Raw genomic sequence first — 18080 nt, 5'->3', positions numbered from 1 at the left:
AAATTCGTTGATAAAGCGAAACGGCGCCCCGGTTGCCCAGGGCGCCATCCGTTCGGTTCAGGAAACGATCCAGCCGTGATCTAACCGAAGTCGCCTGTTACGCGGCCTGCTGGGTCAGGGCCGGCTGCTTCGACACGGCGCTGTCGATCTTGATGGTGCGGGGCTTCATCGCCTCCGGCACCTCGCGCACCAAGTCGATGTGGAGCAACCCGTTCAGCAGGTTGGCGTTGGCCACTTTGATGAAGTCGGCAAGCTGGAAGCGGCGCTCGAAAGCGCGGCCGGCGATACCCCGGTAGAGGAATTGGCCGGTTTCCTGATCCTTCTTAGCTTTGCCAGTGACCACCAGCGAGTTCTGCTGGGCGGTGATCTCCAGGTCCTCCGGCCCGAAGCCGGCAACGGCCATGGTGATCCGGTAGGCGTCGTCACCCGTCTTTTCGATGTTGTAGGGCGGGTAGGACGCCGCGGCCTCGTCGCCGGTCATCGCGGTCTCCAGGAGGCGCGAGAGGCGGTCGAATCCGACGGTCGAACGGAACAGCGGCGAAAGGTCGTAGGTACGCATGATATATCCTCCAATCGAGCGATACAGCGTTCGGGGACCACGATCATCGTCGATCCCCAACTTTGCGATCCCGATGGACCCCGTATGGGCGTCCGCCGGTACCGCGAGAAATAAGCGACCCTTTGGCCTGTTCAAGAGGGCCTATGTTTTTTCAAACGGGGTGGCCGTCAGCCTGTCGAAAGGCCAAGTAGGCTTGCGCCGCATGGCGGTCCCGGAACACTCATCGATTGTTAATCAATTGCGGCGAGGCTCAAGATTGGGCCATCCGGCCGCGGGAGGGGTACGGCCGTGATGGAAACACCGACCTTCTTCAACGGTACCTATGACGAGACGATGGCGTTGCTGATCGAGGCGCGCAATTACATCGCCTATCATGATACCGTGAACCACCGGACGCTGCCCCCGCACGTCCGGCTGCAAATCTCCTACGAATCCATGCGCGTAACCAGCCGCCTGACGCAAGTAATGGCGTGGCTGCTGGCGCAGAAGGCCGTCCACGCAGGCGAGATCACCCGCGAGCAGGCGGCGAGCGAGGATTTCGCGTTGTCCGGCGGGGATGTCTGCACCGACCCCTCAGGCCCCGACAACGAGGCGCTGCCCGAAGGCTTGCGCAGCCTGCTGGAGCGCAGCCACAGGCTCTACATGCGCGTGTCCCGCCTGGACGAGCGGGCGCGGATGGAGGTGCAGCACGCCGTCGCCGGCTGATGTCGGTGACGATCTGCGCAAACGCGAAAAGGGCGCCCGGCGGACCGGACGCCCTTTTTCGTTTTGCGGAGAAGAAGCTTACTTCTTCAGGCCGAAGCTCGCGAAGCGCTTGTTGAACTTCGCGATCTGCCCGCCCGTGTCGAGCAGCTTCTGCACGCCGGTCCAGGCCGGGTGCGACTTCGGGTCGATATCGAGGCGCAGCGTGTCGCCCGGCTTGCCCATGGTGGAGCGGGTCTTGAACGTGCTGCCGTCGGTCATCACCACGTTGATCTCGTGGTAGTCGGGATGAATATCAGTCTTCATGGCCGGGGTTCCTGCAAAGCGAGCGGCGTCTATAGCAAAGAGGGCCGCACGATGCAACCGCCATCCGCGACGATTTGCGGCACGGGCGTTTTGGGCTGTGCCGCGGGCGTCTTGCCCCGCGCTGCGGCCTTTTTATCCCCGCCCTAGGCTCCTTGTCGGTGTGCTGCGACCTTGCTATATGCCGGCTGAGCCCTCGCGCGGCGTGACCTCCGCCGTGCCCTTGCCGCAGGGGAGCCCCGGTGTTTCGCCAATCTTCACGATCAACGCGCGCCCCGTCAAACGATGCCGCGTCCAATGACACGCGCCGCCGCGACCTGACCCCGCTGCGCCGGCTGATGCCCTTCCTATGGCCCTACAAGGCGCAGATCCTCGGCGCCGTTCTGGCGCTGGTGGTGGCGGCCGGCACCGTGCTGGGCATGGGTCAGGGGATGCGGGTCCTGGTGGACCAGGGCTTTGCGGCCGGCGATTCGTCGCTGCTCGACCGCGCGCTTCTCGTCCTGCTGGCGGTCATCGTGCTGATGGCCGCTTCCACCTTCGGGCGCTTCTATTTGGTGAGTTGGATTGGGGAGCGGGTCGTCGCCGACATCCGCCGGGCGGTCTACGACCATGTCCTGCGCCTGTCGCCCGGCTTCTTCGAGACGAACAAAACGTCCGAGATCCTGTCGCGCCTGACCACCGACACCGAGGTGCTGCAGGTCGTCGTCGGCTCGTCGGTGTCCATCGCGCTGCGCAACCTGCTGCTGTTCCTGGGTGGCACGGGGATGCTGCTGATCACCTCGCCCAAGCTGACCGGGCTGGTCTTCCTGGTCGTGCCGCTGGTGGTCGTTCCGATCATCCTGTTCGGCCGCCGCGTCCGCGCCCTGTCGCGCGCCAGCCAGGACAAGATCGCCGACATCGGCTCCTTCGTGGAAGAGACGCTGAGCGCCATCCGCACCGTCCAGGCCTACACGCACGAGGCGCTCGACCGCGTGCTGTTCGGCGCGCGGGTGGAGGACGCCTTCGCCACCGCGGTGCGCCGCGTCAAGGTGCGCGCGCTGCTGACGGTGATCGTGATTGTCCTGGTCTTCGGCGCGGTCGGCATCATCCTGTGGATCGGCGGGCATGACGTGCTGGCCGGGCGGCTGTCGGCGGGCCAGCTGTCTGCCTTCGTCATCTATTCGGTGGTAGTCGCGGGCTCCGTCGGCGCAATCAGCGAGGTGGTCGGTGACCTCCAGCGCGCCGCCGGCGCGACGGAGCGGCTGTTCGACCTGCTGGACACCCGGCCGGACATCCGCGCGCCGGCCAGCCCGGTGGCATTGCCGGAACCGGCAACGGGGGCGCTTTCCTTCGCCGGCGTGCGCTTCCATTACCCGTCCCGCCCGAACGGCGCCGCGCTGGAGGGATTCTCCCTCGACGTCGCGCCGGGAGAGACGGTGGCGCTGGTCGGCCCGTCGGGCGCGGGCAAGACCACGGTGTTCCAACTGCTGCTGCGCTTCTACGACCCGCAAGCGGGGGCGATCCGGCTGGACGGCGTGGACATTCGCGACGCCGACCCGGTGGAGGTGCGCCGCCGCCTCGGCCTTGTCTCGCAGGATCCCGTCGTCTTCTCGGCTAACGCCTGGGAGAACATCCGCTACGGCCGGCCCGACGCCAGCGACGCCGAGGTGCGCGCCGCCGCTGAAGCGGCCCACGCGCTGGAATTCCTGGAGGCGCTGCCTCAGGGCTTCGACACCTACCTCGGCGAGAAGGGTGTGCGGCTGTCCGGCGGCCAGCGCCAGCGCCTGTCCATCGCCCGCGCTATCCTGCGCGACCCACCGGTGCTGCTGCTGGACGAGGCGACCAGCGCGCTGGACGCGGAGAGCGAGCGGATGGTGCAGGACGCGCTGGACCGGCTGATGAAGGGCCGCACCACGCTGATTATCGCGCACCGTCTGGCAACCGTGCTGAACGCCGACCGAATCGTGGTGATGGACGAGGGCCGCGTCGTCGCCACCGGCCGCCACGCCGACCTCGTGCGGGAAGGGGGACTTTACGCCCGCCTCGCCGCCCTACAGTTCGACCGCGCCGCGGAATAGCCCCGAAGGACTCTCGCGGCTGGGTTGCCGGAACCGCGCCCACGTCATCGTTGTTCCTCCCTGGGCATGAACTCCGGGTGAACGCGCATGGAAGGCGGGCTAACGAACTGGCTGGTCGATGTGATGCACACGATGAATTACGTGGGCATCTTCCTCCTGCTCGTGCTGGCGCGGGTGGTGCCGCCGGTGCCGGCGGAATCGGTGATCCCGCTGGCCGGGCTGGCGGCGGCGCACGGCGAATACAGCCTGATGGGCATCGCGCTGGCCGGCGGGCTGGGTTCGATGGTCGGGCAGCTGGTGTGGTTCCTGCCGAGCCGCCTGCTCGGCCGCGACCGGCTGGAGGCCTTCCTGAAGCGCTGGGGCCCCTGGCTGACCATCCACCCGAAGAAGGTCCGGCGCAGCACCGACTGGTTCGCCAAGCGCGGCGGGCTCGCCGTGTTCCTGACGCAGCCGGTGCCCGGCGTGCGCACGCTGATCTCCATCCCGGCGGGGGCTTGCCGGATGTCGATCCTGCTCTACTGCCTCTATTCCGGCGTGGGCTCGATCTTGTGGACGTTGTTGCTGGCCTGGACCGGCTACCTGCTGTCCACTTGGCCCTTTGCGAACCGGCTGATCGGGTATTTCACGATCGGGCTTTTGGTGGTGCTGGTCGGGCTGTACCTGTACCGGCTGATCCGGCATTTCCGGTCGATCCGCCGGGACCAGAAGTCCCGTCGGGCGAGCGCCGGCGCGGCGTTCAGCCCATCGCCCAACCCGCCATGCCCGTAAAGGCCATGCCGAGCGCCCACAGCCCGAAGCCGGCCAGCGCCACGCCCGTGCAGTGATTGAGCAGAGTCAGCCGCTCGTCGGAAATGCGGTGGCGCACGGCGGCCACGCCCATGGACAGGCTCATCCACCAAGTGCAGGCGCCGATGAAGACGCCGGCCACCAGCGTGGTGGCGTCCACCCGCCCCAGGTTCCCGCCCAACCCGAAGCCGGCGAAGATGGCGATGAAGGCCATAATGGTGGCCGGGTTGGTCAGCGTCAGCGACAAGCCGGTCATGAATCCGCCGAACCAGGACGGCGTGTCGGCGGCCTTCTCGGCCTCCCGCTCGTCCTCCTCGGGCTTCTTGCGGAAGGTGCGCACCGCGACGACCAGCAGGAAGATGCCGCCGACCAGCTGGAACGCGACCTCGTGCCCCTGGAGGAAGTCGAGCGCCGCGGACACGCCGAAGGCGGCGATGGCGCCGAAGATCGTGTCGGCGACCGCCGCGCCGAAGCCCGTGAAGAACCCCATCGCCGGGCCGTACTGGAGCGTGCGGCGGATGCAGAGCAGCCCGATGGGGCCGACCGGGGCGGCGATGGCGATCCCGAGGACGATGCCTTGCAGCAGCACCACCAACTCATGCACGCCGTTGCTCCCCACAAACTGATTCGGTCACGGATGGACTCCGCGGGGGGTGATAGCGGTCCACCGCCCCTGCGTCAACCGATGAAGCCCGGATTCGCTGCGCACAGGCTGTGGCCTGGGGGTGTGGCCAGGGGGTGTGGATGCGTCGGCAATTCCCCTGTTGTGCGGTGGAACGACCGGCTATCCTGCGCGTCCTGGACCCGGCGAACGGGCGGAAGGAACAGGGAAGGGAAAGAAGAATGACGAAGCGTATCCTCGCGGTTCTTGCCAACTCGGTCTTGGCCCTCTCAATGGCCACCGGTGCCGCGGTCCTAGCAGCTCCGGCGCAGGGCGCCGACGAGTTCGTGCCGGCCGTCGTGTTCGACCAGGGCGGCAAGTTCGACAAGTCCTTCAACGAGGCCGCCTACAACGGGGCGGAGCGCTTCAAGAAGGAAACCGGCATCGCCTACCGCGAGTTCGAGATCACCAACGAGAGTCAGCGCGAGCAGGCCATGCGCAACATGGCCCGGCGCGGCGCATCGGTGATCGCGGCGGTCGGTTTCTCGCAGACCGCGGCGGTGGACAAGGTGTCCCGCGAGTTCCCGAACACCAAGTTCTGCCTGATCGACGACAAGCTGGAACTGCCCAACGTCCAGTCCGTGACCTTCAAGGAGCATGAGGGCTCCTACCTCGTCGGCATGCTGGCGGCGATGGCGTCGAAGACCGGCAAGGTCGGCTTCGTCGGCGGCATGGACATCCCGCTGATCCGCAATTTCCTGACCGGCTACGAGCAGGGCGTGAAACACGTGAAGGCCGATGGCGAGGTCATCACCAACATGACCGGCACCACCCCGGCCGCCTGGAACGACCCGACCCGCGGGGCGGAACTGGCCAAGAGCCAGTTCGGCCGCGGCGCCGACATCGTCTTCGCGGCGGCGGGCGCCACCGGCCTCGGCGTGCTCCAGGCTGCGGTGGATTCCGGCAAGCTCGGCATCGGCGTGGACAGCAACCAGAACTGGGTGCATCCGGGCCACATCCTGACCTCCATGGTCAAGCGCGTGGACGTCACCGTCTACGACTGCATGAAGACCGCCAAGGACGGCAGCTGGAAGGCCGGCCACCGCGTCGTCGGCCTGAAGGAGGAGGGCGTCGGCTACGCGCTCGACGAGAACAACCGCAAGCTCGTCACGCCGGACATGGAAAAGGCGGTCGAGGAAGCCAAGCAACAGATCATCGCCGGGCAGCTGCAGGTGAAGCCGTATCAGCCGTAAACCCTCAGGACCCCCATCCTAACCCTCCCCCGCTGGGCGGGGGAGGGGACTATGCAACCTGTCCCTCCCCCGCCCAGCGGGGGAGGGAGGGACCCGCGAAGCGGGGGGTGGGGGCATCCCGTTCGACACATCAAGAAGCCTCCATGCCCGACACCCCCACCACCGCCCCAACCCCACCGGCCCTGGAAACCCGCGGGGTGAACAAGTGGTTCGGCGCCAACCACGCCAACCGCGACGTGTCGCTGGCCGTGCCGAAGGGCACCATCCACGGCGTGATCGGCGAGAACGGGGCCGGCAAGTCGACGATCATGAGCATCGTCTACGGCTACCTGCCCGCCGACAGCGGCGCGATCCTGGTGGACGGCCGCCCCGTCGCGGTGAAGAGCCCGCGCGACGCGCTGGCCGCCGGCGTCGGCATGGTCCACCAGCACTTCATGCTGGTCGATCCCTTCACCGTCCTGGAGAACGTGCTGCTGGGCGCCGAGGGGGGCGTGACGCTGGCCGCGGGGATGGAGCGGGCGCGGGCGGAGCTGGTCCGGCTCGCCCGCGACTACGGGCTTGAGGTGGACCTCGACCGCCCGGTCGGCGAGCTGCCGGTGGGCGCGCAGCAGCGCGTTGAGATCCTGAAGGCGCTCTACCGCGGCGCCGACATCCTGATCCTGGACGAGCCCACGGGCGTCCTGACCCCACAGGAGACCGACCACCTGTTCCGCATCCTGCGCGCGCTGCGCGAGCAGGGAAAGACCATCGTCATCATCACCCACAAGCTCCGCGAGATCATGGAGCTGACCGACAACGTCACGGTCATGCGCCGGGGCGAGGTGGTGGCGAACGTCCGCACGGCCGAGACCAGCAAGGAGCAGCTGGCGGAACTGATGGTCGGCCGCAAGGTGCTGCTGCGGGTGGAGAAGGCACCGGCCCGGCCCGGCCCCGTGGTGCTGGAGGTGTCGGGCCTGACCGTGCGCGACGGCAGCGGCGTGGAGCGGGTGAAGGGCGTCGGATTTTCGGTTCGTGCGGGCGAGATCGTCGGCATTGCCGGCGTGTCCGGCAACGGCCAGTCGGAGCTGCTGGAGGCGCTGGCTGGGATGCGGCCCGTCGCCGGCGGTTCCGTGCGCCTGCGCGGGGAGGAACTGGCCGACCGGCCGGGCCTGTTCAACGCGAAGGCGCTGCGGGGGCTGCGCGTCGGCCATGTGCCGGAGGACCGGCAGAAGGTCGGCCTGATCACCAGCTTCGAGGCGCGGGAGAACGCCATCCTCGGCCACCACGACGATCAGGCTTACAACGGCCGCGTCCTGATGGATCGCGCCGCCGTGCTGTCCCGCTGCGAGGCGGAGATGGAGGCCTACGACGTGCGCCCGCGCGACGCGCGTCTGCGCGCCGCCAACTTCTCCGGCGGCAACCAGCAGAAGATCGTGCTTGCCCGCGAGATCGAGCGGAACCCCGACCTGCTTCTGGTCGGCCAACCGACCCGCGGCGTGGACATCGGCGCCATCGAGTTCATCCATAAACGGCTTGTGCGCCTACGCGACGAAGGCAAGGCGATCCTGCTGGTCTCGGTGGAGCTGGACGAGATCGTCAGCCTGTCCGACCGCATCCTGGTGATGTTCGACGGCCGCCTGATGGGCGAGGTCGCGCCGCAGGACGCTGACGAGCGTCGCATGGGTCTGATGATGGCTGGGGTGGAGGCGGCGACCTGAGGTCGTCGTTGATCCCCGCCGGTATCCTCCACCGCGGTCGCGCTTGCGCTGGGCCGCGCGCCGGGGCACCTTCCTGGGCGGTTCGCGTTGCACACGCACGCGGGCACGCACACGTCCGAAGGATGGAGCCTGAATGGCGCGAGGAATGGCGGGGAAGGGGTTCGGCATGCCGGGGGAGGTGCCCGGCTGGGTCAATTACGCGCTGCTGCCCCTGCTGAACCTGCTGGCGGCCTTCGTCCTGTCCGGGCTGGTCATCCTGGTGATCGGGGAGAACCCGCTGGACGTGCTGGCGCTGATGGTGACGGAGGCGGTGGGCTATCCGGAGGCCATCGGCTACACCCTGTACTACACCACCAGCTACATCTTCACCGGGCTGGCCGTCGCCGTCGCCTTCCACTGCGGCCTGTTCAACATCGGCGGGGAGGGGCAAGCCTACATGGGCGGGCTCGGGGCCGGGCTGGTCGGGCTGGCGATGACCGGCTGGCCCTGGCCGGTGGTCGCGGTGGCCGCCGTCCTCGTCTCGGCTCTGTTCGGCGCCGCCTGGGCCTGGATCCCCGGTTGGCTGCAGGCCAGGCGCGGCAGCCACATCGTCATCACGACGATCATGTTCAACTTCATCGCCGCCTCCATCATGACCTACCTGCTGGTCGACGTGCTGATCAAGCCGGGCCAGCAGTCGCCGGAAACGCGGGAGTTCGACCCGGGCACATGGCTGCCCTCCATGGACCGGGCGCTGGGCTGGATCGGAATCGAGGTGGCGCCCTCGCCGCTGAACCTGTCCTTCGCCTGGGCGCTGGCCTGCTGCGCGCTGTTCTACCTGTTCCTGTGGCGCACCCGCTGGGGCTACGAGATCCGCACCGTGGGCCAGAACGAGCGCGCGGCGGTCTACGCCGGCATCTCGCCGTCGCGGAACATCGTGCTCGCCATGCTGATCTCCGGCGCGCTGGCCGGCTTCGTCGGGGTGAACGAGATTTTGGGCGTGCAGCACCGCCTGTTGCTGAACTTCACCGGCGGGGTCGGTTTCGTCGGCATCGCCGTGGCGCTGATGGGGCGCAACCATCCCCTGGGGATCATCCTGGCCGCTTTGCTGTTCGGCATGCTGGCGCAGGGGGGCGGTCAGGTGTCCTTTGAGTATCCCACGGTGAACCGCGAGCTGGTGATGGTCATCCAGGGACTCGTCATCCTGTTCGCCGGCGCGCTGGAAAACCTGTTCAAGCCGCAGGTTGAGGCGCTGTTCCGCAGGCCCCCCAAAAAGAACGAGGGCACGCGCAACGAGGGGAGGGCCTGACATGGACGAGGTCTTCCTGGCCGTCATTCTGCTGGTCGACGCCACCATCCGCGTGGCGACCCCGCTTGTGCTCGCCGCCTTCGCCGCGCTCTACGGGGAGCGGGCGGGCGTGGTCGACATCGGGCTGGAGGGCAAGATGCTGGCCGGCGCCTTCTTCGCCGCCGCCGTCGCCTCCAGCACCGGCAATCCCTGGCTCGGCCTGCTCGCCGCCGTCGCGGCCTCGGTGGCGCTGTCGCTGGTGCACGGCTTCGCCTGCATCACCCACAACGGCAACCAAGTCGTCTCCGGCATGGCGATCAACATCCTGGTCGCCGGGCTGGCCCCGACGCTGGCTTACGCCTGGTTCCACCAGGGCGGGCAGACCCCGCTGCTGCCGGCCTCCGCAAGGCTGCCGCAGATCCACCTGCCGGGTGTGGAGGCGCTGTCCCCCATCCCCATCGTCGGCCCGATCTACCGGGAGATTTTCGACGACGCCAACGTGCTGATCTGGCTGACCGTCCTGGTGGTGGTCGCGACGCAGTGGGTGCTGACCCGCACGCGCTTCGGGCTGCGCCTGCGCGCCGTGGGGGAAAGCCCGGCGGCGGTGGACACGGCGGGCATCTCCGTGACGAAGCTTCGCTATCAGGCGGTGATCATCACCGGCGTGCTGACGGGGGTGGCGGGCGCCTACCTGTCCACCGCGCACGGCGCCGGATTCGTGCGCGACATGACGGCGGGCAAGGGCTATCTGGCGCTGGCGGCGCTGATCTTCGGCAAGTGGCGGCCCTGGCCGACCCTGTTCGCCTGCCTGCTGTTCGCCTTCACCGACGCGGTGCAGGTCCGCTTGCAAGGCGTACCTCTGCCGGTGGTCGGCGTTATACCCGTACAATTCATCCAAATGCTGCCCTATGTCCTTACCGTGCTCCTCCTCGCCGGCTTCGTCGGCAAGGCGGTGGCGCCCAAGGCCAGCGGCATTCCGTACGTGAAGGAACGGTGATGTCCGACCCGAACAGCCTTTTAACCGACCTTATCGATGCGGCGCGCGAGGCCATGGGCAAGGCCTACGCCCCCTATTCGCGCTTTTCCGTAGGGGCGGCGATCCTGGGCGAGTCCGGCCGGGTCTACGCCGGGGGCAACGTGGAAAACGCCGCCTATCCGCAGGGACAGTGCGCCGAGGCCTCGGCCATCGGCGCGATGGTCGTCGGCGGCGACCGCAAGATCCGCGAGATCGTCGTGATGGGCGGAAAACCCGACGACGGCATCCTCTGCACGCCCTGCGGCGGTTGCCGCCAGCGGCTGCGCGAGTTCGCCGCGCCCGAGACGCAAATTCATGTTTGCGGACCGGAGGGGCTGCGTCGCACGTTTACGCTCGGCGAGCTGCTGCCGCATTCGTTCGGCCCCGATAACCTGGACTTTTAAGGACCGACTGCCATGACCGCCGCACGCGCCGCCGCGGAAATCCTGCACCGGGCCGCCGGCTTCCGGCCCCGGGTGGGGATCGTGCTGGGCTCCGGCCTCGGCGGGCTCGCCGACCGGATCGGGGACGCCATCGCCGTCTCCTACCGCGACCTGGACGGCTTCCCGGTGCCGAGCGTGGAGGGCCACGCCGGCCGCCTCGTCATGGGACAGCTGGGCGGGCAGCCCGTCGCCTGCATGCAGGGCCGCGTCCACGCCTACGAGGGCAACGGGTTCGATGCGCTGAAGACGGCGATCCGCGCGCTGAAGCTCGCCGGCTGCGACACGCTGGTGCTGACCTGCGCCGCGGGGTCCCTGCGGGTGGAGGTCGGGCCGGGCCGGCTGATGGCCATCTCCGACCACCTGAACCTGCTGGGCGCCAACCCGCTGACCGGGCCGAACGAGGACAGCTTCGGCCCGCGCTTTCCCAGCATGACCGACGCCTGGGACCCGGATCTGCGCGCGCTGATGCGCCGCAAGGCGCTGGAGCAGAACATCGACCTGGTGGAGGGCGTCTACGCCGCCTATCCCGGTCCGTCCTTCGAGACGCCCGCCGAGGTCCGAATGTTGAAGGTTCTGGGTGCGGACGCCGTCGGCATGTCGACCGTCCCGGAATGCATCATCGCGCGCCATTGCGGCCTGCGGGTCGCGGGATGCGCGGTCATCACCAATCTGGGCGTGGGGCTCGGCGACGGGCCGGTGGACCATGACCAGACGTTGCGGGCCGCCTCGGCCGCCGCCTCCGACCTGGAGCGGCTGCTGGTCGGCTTTCTGGAAGGGCTGAACGAAGAGGACGGACGCCGGCCATGAAACTCCCCGCCGACCTGCAACAGGCGCTCGACACCGCCGCGGCCGCGAAGGCCGACGCGAAGCTCGCCGCACGCGCCATCGGCCTGCTCGACCTGACGAGCCTGAACGACGACGACACCGAGGATCGGGTGGACGCCCTGTGCAAGCGGGCGGTGACGCCGGCCGGCACGGTGGCCGCCGTGTGCATCTGGCCGCGCTTCGTGAAGACCGCGCGCAAGGCCCTGAAGGGCTCGGGCGTGAAGATCGCCACGGTCGTGAACTTTCCCAAGGGGGAATCCGACGCCCCATCGGTGGCGGCGGAGACGAAGGCCGCGGTGAAGGACGGCGCGCACGAGATCGACGTGGTGCTGCCTTACAAGGCCTTCATCGACGGCGCCCGCACCCAGCCGATGAGCGTGATCCGCGCCTGCCGCGACGCCTGCGGGCCGGATGTGACCATGAAGGTGATCCTGGAGTCCGGCTGCTTCCCCGACCCGGACCTGCTGGCCTGGGCGGCGCGCGACAGCATCGCGGCGGGCGCCGACTTCCTGAAGACCTCCACCGGCAAGGTGCAGCCGGCCGCGACGCTGGAGGCGGCGACGCTGCTGCTGCACGTCATCCACGAATCGGGCCGGACGGTGGGATTCAAGGCCGCCGGCGGCATCCGCGACGCGGCCGGCGCGGCGGCCTTCCTGGCGCTGGCCGACCAGCTCCAGGGCAAGGGCTGGGCGACGCCGAAGACCTTCCGCTTCGGCGCATCGAGCCTGCTCGACTCGCTTCTGGCGGCGAGCGGCCATGGGGGCAAGGGCGACGACACGGTGGCCGTGCCGGCGACGGCAGGCTATTGATGGGCAACCCTTGATAGCCCGGCACAACACGGACTCCGCATGCTTCCCCAGGAACTGATTCGCAAGAAGCGCGACGGCGCGCGCCTCGACGCCGCCGAGATCGATGCCTTCGTGCAGGGCATCACCGACGGCTCCGTCACGGAAGGGCAGGCGGCGGCCTTCGCCATGGCCATCTTCTTCCAGGGCATGGATCTGGACGAGCGCGTCGCCCTGACGCTGGCGATGCGGAACTCCGGCAACGTCCTGCGCTGGGACCATCTGGACCTTCCCGGACCGGTGGTCGACAAGCATTCGACTGGCGGCGTCGGCGACAAGACCAGCCTTATCCTCGCTCCGGCGCTGGCGGCCTGCGGCGGCTTCGTGCCGATGGTCTCCGGCCGCGGGCTCGGCCATACCGGTGGCACGCTGGACAAGTTCGAGAGCATCCCCGGCTACCGCGCCAAGCCCGACCGGGCGCTGCTGGAAAAGGTCGTCAAGGAGGTCGGCTGCGCGGTCATCGGCGCCACCGACGACATCGCGCCGGCCGACCGCCGCCTCTACGCCATCCGCGACGTCACGGGGACGGTGGAGACGATCCACCTGCTCACCTCCTCGATCCTGTCGAAGAAGCTGGCGGCCGGGCTCGACGCGCTGGTGATGGACGTCAAGTTCGGCTCCGGTGCCTTCCTGCCCGACTACGCCAAGGCGCGGGAACTGGCGGAGAGCATCGTCACGGTGGCGGAAGGCGCCGGCCTGCCCACCGTCGCGCTGATGACCGACATGAACGAGGTGCTGGGCCTGACCGCCGGCAACGCGCTGGAGATGCGGGAATGCATCGACATCCTGCGCGGCGGCAAGGCGGAGCCGCGCCTGTACGAGGTCACCGCGGCGCTGGGGGCGGAACTGCTGGCGCTCGCCAAGCTGGCGCCCGACGCCACCGCAGGCCGCGCGATGTTCGACGAAGCCATCGCGAGCGGGCGGGCGGCGGATCGCTTCGCCCGCATGGTGCAGGCGCTGGGCGGCCCGGCCGACCTGCTGGAAGCGCCCGACCGCTACCTGGACGCCGCTCCCATCGTCCGCCCGGTCTATCCGGAGCGCGCGGGCGTGGTGGCCGCCATCGACACCCGTGCGGTCGGCATCGCCGTGGTCGCGCTGGGCGGCGGGCGGACCAAGACGACCGACCCCATCGACTTCGCGGTGGGCTTGGCCGACGTGGCCGGCCTGGGCGCCGCGGTCGGGCCGGCCAACCGGCCGCTCGCCCTGGTCCACGCCCGCAGCGAGGCCCAGGTGGAGCAGGCGACCATCCTGCTGCGCCGCGCCTTCACCGTCGCCGACACGGCCCCGGTGGCCGGGCCGCTGATCGCCGAGCGGATCGGGCGGTAACGTTTTTCACCACCAAGGCACCAAGACACCAAGTGGGTAGCGCCGGCCGGAGACGATGCGACCGCGCCGTAAGGACCTCTTGGTGCCTTGGTGTCTTGGTGGTGAATCCTTCCAACACGGCTACGCCGCGCAAAGCTCCTCAGCCGGACGGCGCGCCCCGGTCGGCCCGGCCAGCGCCTCCGCGGCGAGGCCGCCGGAGATGACGCAGGCCTCCACGCCGGGCCCGGGATAGACGCCGCCGCCGGCGAGGCAGAGGCCGGGGACCGGCGTCTTGCAGGGCAGGGGGCCCTGTGTCGGGTCGACGCCGTAGATGGCGCCGCCCGTCGTGTGGGCGTAGCGGGCGAAGGTGGCGGCGCTGGCGTCCTGGCGCTGCAGGATGTGGCGGTCCAGGTCGGGGATCAGGCGCCGGGCCGCGGCGATCATCGCGTCGCCCTCCCGCTCCTTGCGGGCGCGGTAGTCCGGTGCCTCGCGGTTCCAGCCATCCTCCGCGGGCGCGAGCTTGATCAGGGACACCGCCGCGCAGCCCTGCGGCGCCAGCGAAAGGTCGTGGGCCGACGGCAGGGCGATGGCCATGCTCTCCTCCGTCAGGAAGGACATGGCCGGCAGGTCCGGCACCACGTCGAGCGCCAGCGTCACCATGAAGCCGGAGGTGGATGGGCGCAACGCCCGGCAACGCGCGGCGTAGTCGTCCGGCAGATGCTCGGTCCCGACCAGCTCCAGCATGGTGCGGCGAACGTCGGCGTTGGAGATCACCGCCGGGGCGGCGATGCGCCGTCCCTCCGCGGTCTGGACTCCCGCGGCCCGGCCGCCTTCCACCAGGATGCGGGCAGCGGGGGTGCGCAGCAGGACGTCACCGCCCTTGTCGCGGATGCTGTCGGCAAGGGCGTCGGCCAGACGTTGCGACCCGCCCTGCGGATAGACGCCGCCGTCGAAGAAATAGCCGAAGATTGGCGCCATCTGGCCGACGCGCAGGGTCTCCGGCCGGTCCGACAGGTAGGGCGTGAGGCTGGCGAGCAGCCGGCGGGCACCCTCGTCGGGCACGAACTGCTCCAGCATCGCCAGGAAGCCGGTGTCGCGCCAGCGGAAGGCGTGCGGGCAGGTCCGGGGGTAGGCGCGCATGGCATCCACCGTGCGTGGGATATGGGGCAGGCCGGTGGTCCCGCAGTCCAGGAACAGGTCGCGGTAGACACCGCGCATCACCGCCATGAAGGCCGCGACCCCCTTGGCACTGCCCGGATGCTCGGCGGCGACCATGGCGACCAGGTCGTCTGCTTCGCCGGGGAGGAGGCGGAACCGGTCGCCCATCAGGACGCCGCGGGTCACCGGCTGCCAAGTGACGCGCTCCGCAGCACCGACGGTGCGCAGCAGGTGCCCGACTGGCCCGTCGGGCCGCGCGCCGCTGATGTCGTGTACGCCGGCGTCGAAGACGAACCGCCCGACGGAGCCGTCGGCGAGGCGGACCCTGCGGTCCCAGCTGCTGCAGAAGCCGCCGGGCCGGTCGTGCGCCTCCAGCACCGTGACGCGCGCGCCGGCCTCCGCCAGCAGGGCGGCGGCGGTCAGCCCGCCGATGCCGGCGCCGACGACCACCACGTCGCGGTCGAAATCACGGTCCTTCGCGCCGATCACGGCCGGCGCCGGCCAATTGAAGGGCTCCCGTGCGGCCAGCTGCTTCGTGATGGCGCGCTTGATCAGCCGGTCGGGCAGGCGGCGGTTCACCAGGATACCGGCCACGGCGGCGACCGAACCGATCGCCGGGGCGTAGGGCGGGGCGATCCAGAAGGCCGCGGCGCCGACCAGGAAGATCACGCCCCACACCGCCGTGATGACCGAGTTGATGGCGACGAATTGCGGCAGGTGCCAGTACTCCCGCGGCATCTCCTCGCGGGCGTATTGCAGCGTGAAGGGAACGCCGAGCGCGATGCCGCCGAAGGCCATGGCGGCCAGGACGAGATGGATCACGAGGCCGATGTTCTCCGCGGGCCAGGACCAGCCCAGCGCCCCGCAGGCCGGGAGAATTGCGAAGAAGGCGGCGGCCACCAGCTCCGGCGCCTTCAGCGACCCGCGCCGACGGTCGAGGGCACAGAGGCCGAGGCTGATGCCAAGCGCGCTGAGAGACGGCCACAGGCCGCTGAGCGGTTGGAGCGCGCCGAAGGCGATCCAGGGAGAGAAGCCGAGGACGATGCGGACGGGGGTTGAAACGGTCATGGTCGGGCCTTCGCCGTGCGTGAATGCGTCGTTGGGCAAGGTGATGGTGGGCAAGGTGATGGCCGACAGACTGCCCGCGGCGGCCGCGCGGGCCAGCGCAGTTCCGCGAAACGCCTGGGTTTCTACGCAAAATCGCCGCTTTGCGCCTGTTCCGTCGTTTCGCGAAGCGCGACTTGCAGGGGCGTGACACGGGGAAAACCCACCGTTGTGCTGGGCCATGCGGGACAAATCGGGGGCGGTGATGCTTCGCACCCGCCGATCACGGGCATTCGTCTAAAAGGCCTATGACCGCCAACCATCATTCCCGGTTTGCCCCATGACCACGGACACCGCGCTCGCTGGCGCGCTTCCCGCACCCTTGCCCGCGTCTACCCGTGCGCTGGTCTGGCCGGAGCGGTGGAGTCCGCTGCGGCGCGGGGTGGCCTGGATGCTGTGCTCCCTGCTGCTGTTCGCCATGATGGACGTGGTTCAGAAGACCCTGACGGTCCGCTTTCCCGCGACCGAGGTGATGTTCTTCCGCTCGCTGTTCTCGGCCATCCCGCTCGCCGTCGTCCTGGCGCGCGCGGGCGGGTGGGGCGTGCTCGCCACCCGCCGGCCGGCGGCGCATCTGGTCCGGTCGGCCGTCGGGGCGCTGTCGGTGTTTTGCTTCATCATGGCCTTCTCCGGCATGCCCTTCGCAGACGTCTACGCGATCAGCTTCGCCGGCCCGCTGTTCGTCACCGCCCTGTCGGCCCCCTTGCTGGGCGAATCCGTGTGCCGGCGGCATTGGGTGGCGGTGGTGGTCGGTTTCCTTGGCGTGCTGGTGATGCTGAAGCCGGGGGACGGCGCGTTGTCGGGCATGGCGCTGCTGTGCGTGGCGGGGACGCTGTGCAGCGCGCTCGCCACCATCTGCGTGCGCCGGCTGGCACGGACGGAGCACAACGCCACAATCGTCGCCTACTTCACGCTTGCCTGCGGCGTGCTGGGCGGCGCGCTGATGCTGCCGGATTTCGTCTGGCCCGACGCGGTCGGCCTCGTGGGCATGGCCGCGGCCGGCCTGCTCTGCACCGCGGCGCAATTGGCCATGACTCAGGCCTACCGGCTGGTCCCCGCCGCCGTGCTGGCACCGCTGTCCTACAGCTCGATGGCGTGGGCGGTGCTGTTCGGCGCGCTGCTGTTCGGGGAAGGGCCGGGCTGGGACACGCTCGTCGGCACGCTGATCGTGATGGGCAGTGGCCTTGCCCTGCGCTCCGGAAGGGCTGCGCGGGCCTGACCTGCGGTTGCGGCATTGGGCTTGGCGCCTGCTGCTCAGATAATGTGCAGCGATGAGCCGAGCCGACGCCCTTCCCATTGCCGACGACGACACCCGCACCGCCATCGGGTGCTTCCTGCTGTCCATCCTGCTGTTCGCGGGCATGGACACGCTGATCAAGCGTCTCAGCGTCGATTTCCCCGTCGCGCAGCTGATGTTCGTGCGGTCGGCCGTGGCGCTGGCGCTGGTCGGCGGCGTGTCGTTGGCCCGCAACGGCTGGGACAGCCTGCGCACCCGGCGCCCGCTCGCCCATGTCGGGCGGTCCTTCGCCGGCCTGCTGTCGATGGGCTGCTTCTTCTTCGCCTTCAAGCACCTGCCGCTGGCCGAGGTCTATGTCCTCAGCTTCGCGGGGCCGCTGTTCATCACCGCCCTGTCCATGCCGCTGTTGGGGGAGCCCGTGGGCTGGCGCCGTTGGGCCGCGGTGCTGGTGGGGTTTGGTGGTGTGGTCGTGATGGCGCGGCCGGAGGCGGACGCGCCCATGTTGCCCATCCTGGTGGGTGTGGCGGCCGCCTTCTTCTACGCGCTGGCCATGATCGCGGTGCGCGGCCTGTCCCGGACGGAAACCAACACGGCGATCGTCGTCTACCTGCTGCTGACCACGACGGCGGTCAGCGGGATCGCGGCGGTGCCGGTTTGGGTGGCGCCGGACTGGAACCACGTCGGCCTGATGCTTTTGGTCGGGACCCTGGGCGGGGTGGCGCAGGTGCTGATCACCCAGGCCTTCCGATTGGGGCGAGCCGCCGTGGTCGCGCCGTTCGAGTACACGGGGATGATCTGGGCGACGCTGTTCGGCTTCCTGGTGTTCGGGGATCTGCCCACCCCGGCCGTCTTGGCAGGGGCCGGCATCATCATCGCCAGCGGCCTCTACATCCTGCACCGGGAGACGATGCGCCGCGGTGGCTGAG

Annotated in this window: 17 protein-coding genes; 13 read left to right on the top strand and 4 right to left on the bottom strand. The window is 69.3% G+C overall.

The features are described 5' to 3' along the window. Window positions 1-97: 97 nt before the first annotated feature. Window positions 98-559, bottom strand: a complete 462-nt coding sequence (locus tag M2351_RS10055; RefSeq protein ID WP_264655956.1) for an Hsp20 family protein — start codon at window positions 557-559, stop codon at window positions 98-100. A gap of 291 nt (window positions 560-850) precedes the next feature. On the opposite strand from M2351_RS10055, the gene M2351_RS10050 reads away from it, so the two are divergent. Next, window positions 851-1264: a DUF1465 family protein gene (locus tag M2351_RS10050; protein WP_264656861.1), complete on the top strand. Its 414-nt coding sequence runs from the start codon at window positions 851-853 to the stop codon at window positions 1262-1264. A gap of 78 nt (window positions 1265-1342) precedes the next feature. Here M2351_RS10050 and rpmE read toward each other — a convergent pair whose 3' ends face one another. Beyond that, window positions 1343-1567: a 50S ribosomal protein L31 gene (rpmE, locus tag M2351_RS10045; protein ID WP_014241009.1), complete on the bottom strand. Its 225-nt coding sequence runs from the start codon at window positions 1565-1567 to the stop codon at window positions 1343-1345. A 239-nt stretch (window positions 1568-1806) separates the two neighbouring features. Here rpmE and M2351_RS10040 point away from each other — a divergent pair, with 239 nt between their 5' ends. Together M2351_RS10040 and M2351_RS10035 are read left to right on the top strand one after the other, a co-directional pair. After that, complete coding sequence (locus M2351_RS10040) at window positions 1807-3621, top strand: ABC transporter transmembrane domain-containing protein (protein WP_406567375.1); 1815 nt, start codon at window positions 1807-1809, stop codon at window positions 3619-3621. A gap of 87 nt (window positions 3622-3708) precedes the next feature. Further along, entirely contained in the window at window positions 3709-4389 is a 681-nt protein-coding gene (locus M2351_RS10035) for a DedA family protein (RefSeq protein ID WP_264655955.1), read from the top strand. Here M2351_RS10035 and M2351_RS10030 read toward each other — a convergent pair. Beyond that, window positions 4358-5011 (bottom strand): LysE family translocator, encoded by a 654-nt coding sequence (locus M2351_RS10030; RefSeq protein WP_264655954.1) that lies wholly within the window; start codon window positions 5009-5011, stop codon window positions 4358-4360. The two genes, M2351_RS10035 and M2351_RS10030, sit on opposite strands and share 32 nt — an antisense overlap. Before the next feature lie 239 nt (window positions 5012-5250). On the opposite strand from M2351_RS10030, the gene M2351_RS10025 reads away from it, so the two are divergent. The 8 genes from M2351_RS10025 (at window position 5251) to deoA (ending at window position 13679) form a co-directional block, all read left to right on the top strand. Next, entirely contained in the window at window positions 5251-6261 is a 1011-nt protein-coding gene (locus M2351_RS10025; RefSeq protein WP_406567374.1) for a BMP family lipoprotein, read from the top strand. Between the two features lie 143 nt (window positions 6262-6404). Beyond that, the gene (locus M2351_RS10020) at window positions 6405-7958 is read left to right on the top strand and encodes an ABC transporter ATP-binding protein (protein ID WP_264655953.1); all 1554 of its coding nucleotides are present in this window, start codon (window positions 6405-6407) and stop codon (window positions 7956-7958) included. A gap of 133 nt (window positions 7959-8091) precedes the next feature. Beyond that, the gene (locus M2351_RS10015; RefSeq protein ID WP_264655952.1) at window positions 8092-9246 is read left to right on the top strand and encodes an ABC transporter permease; all 1155 of its coding nucleotides are present in this window, start codon (window positions 8092-8094) and stop codon (window positions 9244-9246) included. Window position 9247: 1 nt separating this feature from the next. Beyond that, window positions 9248-10222, top strand: a complete 975-nt coding sequence (locus M2351_RS10010; RefSeq protein WP_264655951.1) for an ABC transporter permease — start codon at window positions 9248-9250, stop codon at window positions 10220-10222. Next, window positions 10222-10644, top strand: coding sequence for a cytidine deaminase (gene cdd, locus M2351_RS10005; RefSeq protein ID WP_264655950.1), 423 nt, complete (start codon window positions 10222-10224; stop codon window positions 10642-10644). The genes M2351_RS10010 and cdd overlap by 1 nt, the downstream gene beginning before the upstream one ends. A gap of 12 nt (window positions 10645-10656) precedes the next feature. Next, window positions 10657-11490, top strand: a complete 834-nt coding sequence (locus tag M2351_RS10000; protein WP_264655949.1) for a purine-nucleoside phosphorylase — start codon at window positions 10657-10659, stop codon at window positions 11488-11490. Continuing rightward, a complete protein-coding gene (gene deoC / locus M2351_RS09995; protein WP_264655948.1) occupies window positions 11487-12317 on the top strand; it encodes a deoxyribose-phosphate aldolase in 831 nt (276 codons plus the stop codon). The genes M2351_RS10000 and deoC overlap by 4 nt, the downstream gene beginning before the upstream one ends. 39 nt (window positions 12318-12356) lie before the next feature. Further along, window positions 12357-13679: a thymidine phosphorylase gene (deoA, locus tag M2351_RS09990; protein WP_264655947.1), complete on the top strand. Its 1323-nt coding sequence runs from the start codon at window positions 12357-12359 to the stop codon at window positions 13677-13679. 120 nt (window positions 13680-13799) lie between these two features. Here deoA and M2351_RS09985 read toward each other — a convergent pair whose 3' ends face one another. Beyond that, window positions 13800-15884 carry a phytoene desaturase family protein gene (locus M2351_RS09985; RefSeq protein WP_264655946.1) on the bottom strand — a complete coding sequence of 695 codons (2085 nt, stop codon included), beginning with the start codon at window positions 15882-15884 and terminating at the stop codon, window positions 13800-13802. A gap of 316 nt (window positions 15885-16200) precedes the next feature. On the opposite strand from M2351_RS09985, the gene M2351_RS09980 reads away from it, so the two are divergent. Both M2351_RS09980 and M2351_RS09975 read left to right on the top strand, forming a co-directional pair. Continuing rightward, a complete protein-coding gene (locus tag M2351_RS09980) occupies window positions 16201-17136 on the top strand; it encodes a DMT family transporter (protein WP_264655945.1) in 936 nt (311 codons plus the stop codon). A 52-nt stretch (window positions 17137-17188) separates the two neighbouring features. After that, the gene (locus M2351_RS09975) at window positions 17189-18079 is read left to right on the top strand and encodes a DMT family transporter (RefSeq protein WP_264655944.1); all 891 of its coding nucleotides are present in this window, start codon (window positions 17189-17191) and stop codon (window positions 18077-18079) included. Window position 18080 lies beyond the last annotated feature (1 nt).

Source organism: Azospirillum canadense, assembly GCF_025961225.1.
Taxonomy (GTDB): Bacteria; Pseudomonadota; Alphaproteobacteria; order Azospirillales; family Azospirillaceae; genus Azospirillum; species Azospirillum canadense.
The sequence above is the reverse complement of the archived record's forward strand: the minus strand, read 5'-3'. Positions and strand labels throughout refer to the sequence as shown.

Coding starts and splice junctions, on each gene's coding strand:
- M2351_RS10055 (WP_264655956.1), bottom strand. CDS start 559: ATGCGTACCTACGACCTTTCGCCGCTGTTCCGTTCGACCGTCGGATTC.
- M2351_RS10050 (WP_264656861.1), top strand. CDS start 851: ATGGAAACACCGACCTTCTTCAACGGTACCTATGACGAGACGATGGCG.
- rpmE (WP_014241009.1), bottom strand. CDS start 1,567: ATGAAGACTGATATTCATCCCGACTACCACGAGATCAACGTGGTGATG.
- M2351_RS10035 (WP_264655955.1), top strand. CDS start 3,709: ATGGAAGGCGGGCTAACGAACTGGCTGGTCGATGTGATGCACACGATG.
- M2351_RS10025 (WP_406567374.1), top strand. CDS start 5,251: ATGACGAAGCGTATCCTCGCGGTTCTTGCCAACTCGGTCTTGGCCCTC.
- M2351_RS10020 (WP_264655953.1), top strand. CDS start 6,405: ATGCCCGACACCCCCACCACCGCCCCAACCCCACCGGCCCTGGAAACC.
- M2351_RS10015 (WP_264655952.1), top strand. CDS start 8,092: ATGGCGCGAGGAATGGCGGGGAAGGGGTTCGGCATGCCGGGGGAGGTG.
- M2351_RS10010 (WP_264655951.1), top strand. CDS start 9,248: ATGGACGAGGTCTTCCTGGCCGTCATTCTGCTGGTCGACGCCACCATC.
- cdd (WP_264655950.1), top strand. CDS start 10,222: ATGTCCGACCCGAACAGCCTTTTAACCGACCTTATCGATGCGGCGCGC.
- M2351_RS10000 (WP_264655949.1), top strand. CDS start 10,657: ATGACCGCCGCACGCGCCGCCGCGGAAATCCTGCACCGGGCCGCCGGC.
- deoC (WP_264655948.1), top strand. CDS start 11,487: ATGAAACTCCCCGCCGACCTGCAACAGGCGCTCGACACCGCCGCGGCC.
- deoA (WP_264655947.1), top strand. CDS start 12,357: ATGCTTCCCCAGGAACTGATTCGCAAGAAGCGCGACGGCGCGCGCCTC.
- M2351_RS09985 (WP_264655946.1), bottom strand. CDS start 15,884: ATGACCGTTTCAACCCCCGTCCGCATCGTCCTCGGCTTCTCTCCCTGG.
- M2351_RS09980 (WP_264655945.1), top strand. CDS start 16,201: ATGACCACGGACACCGCGCTCGCTGGCGCGCTTCCCGCACCCTTGCCC.
- M2351_RS09975 (WP_264655944.1), top strand. CDS start 17,189: ATGAGCCGAGCCGACGCCCTTCCCATTGCCGACGACGACACCCGCACC.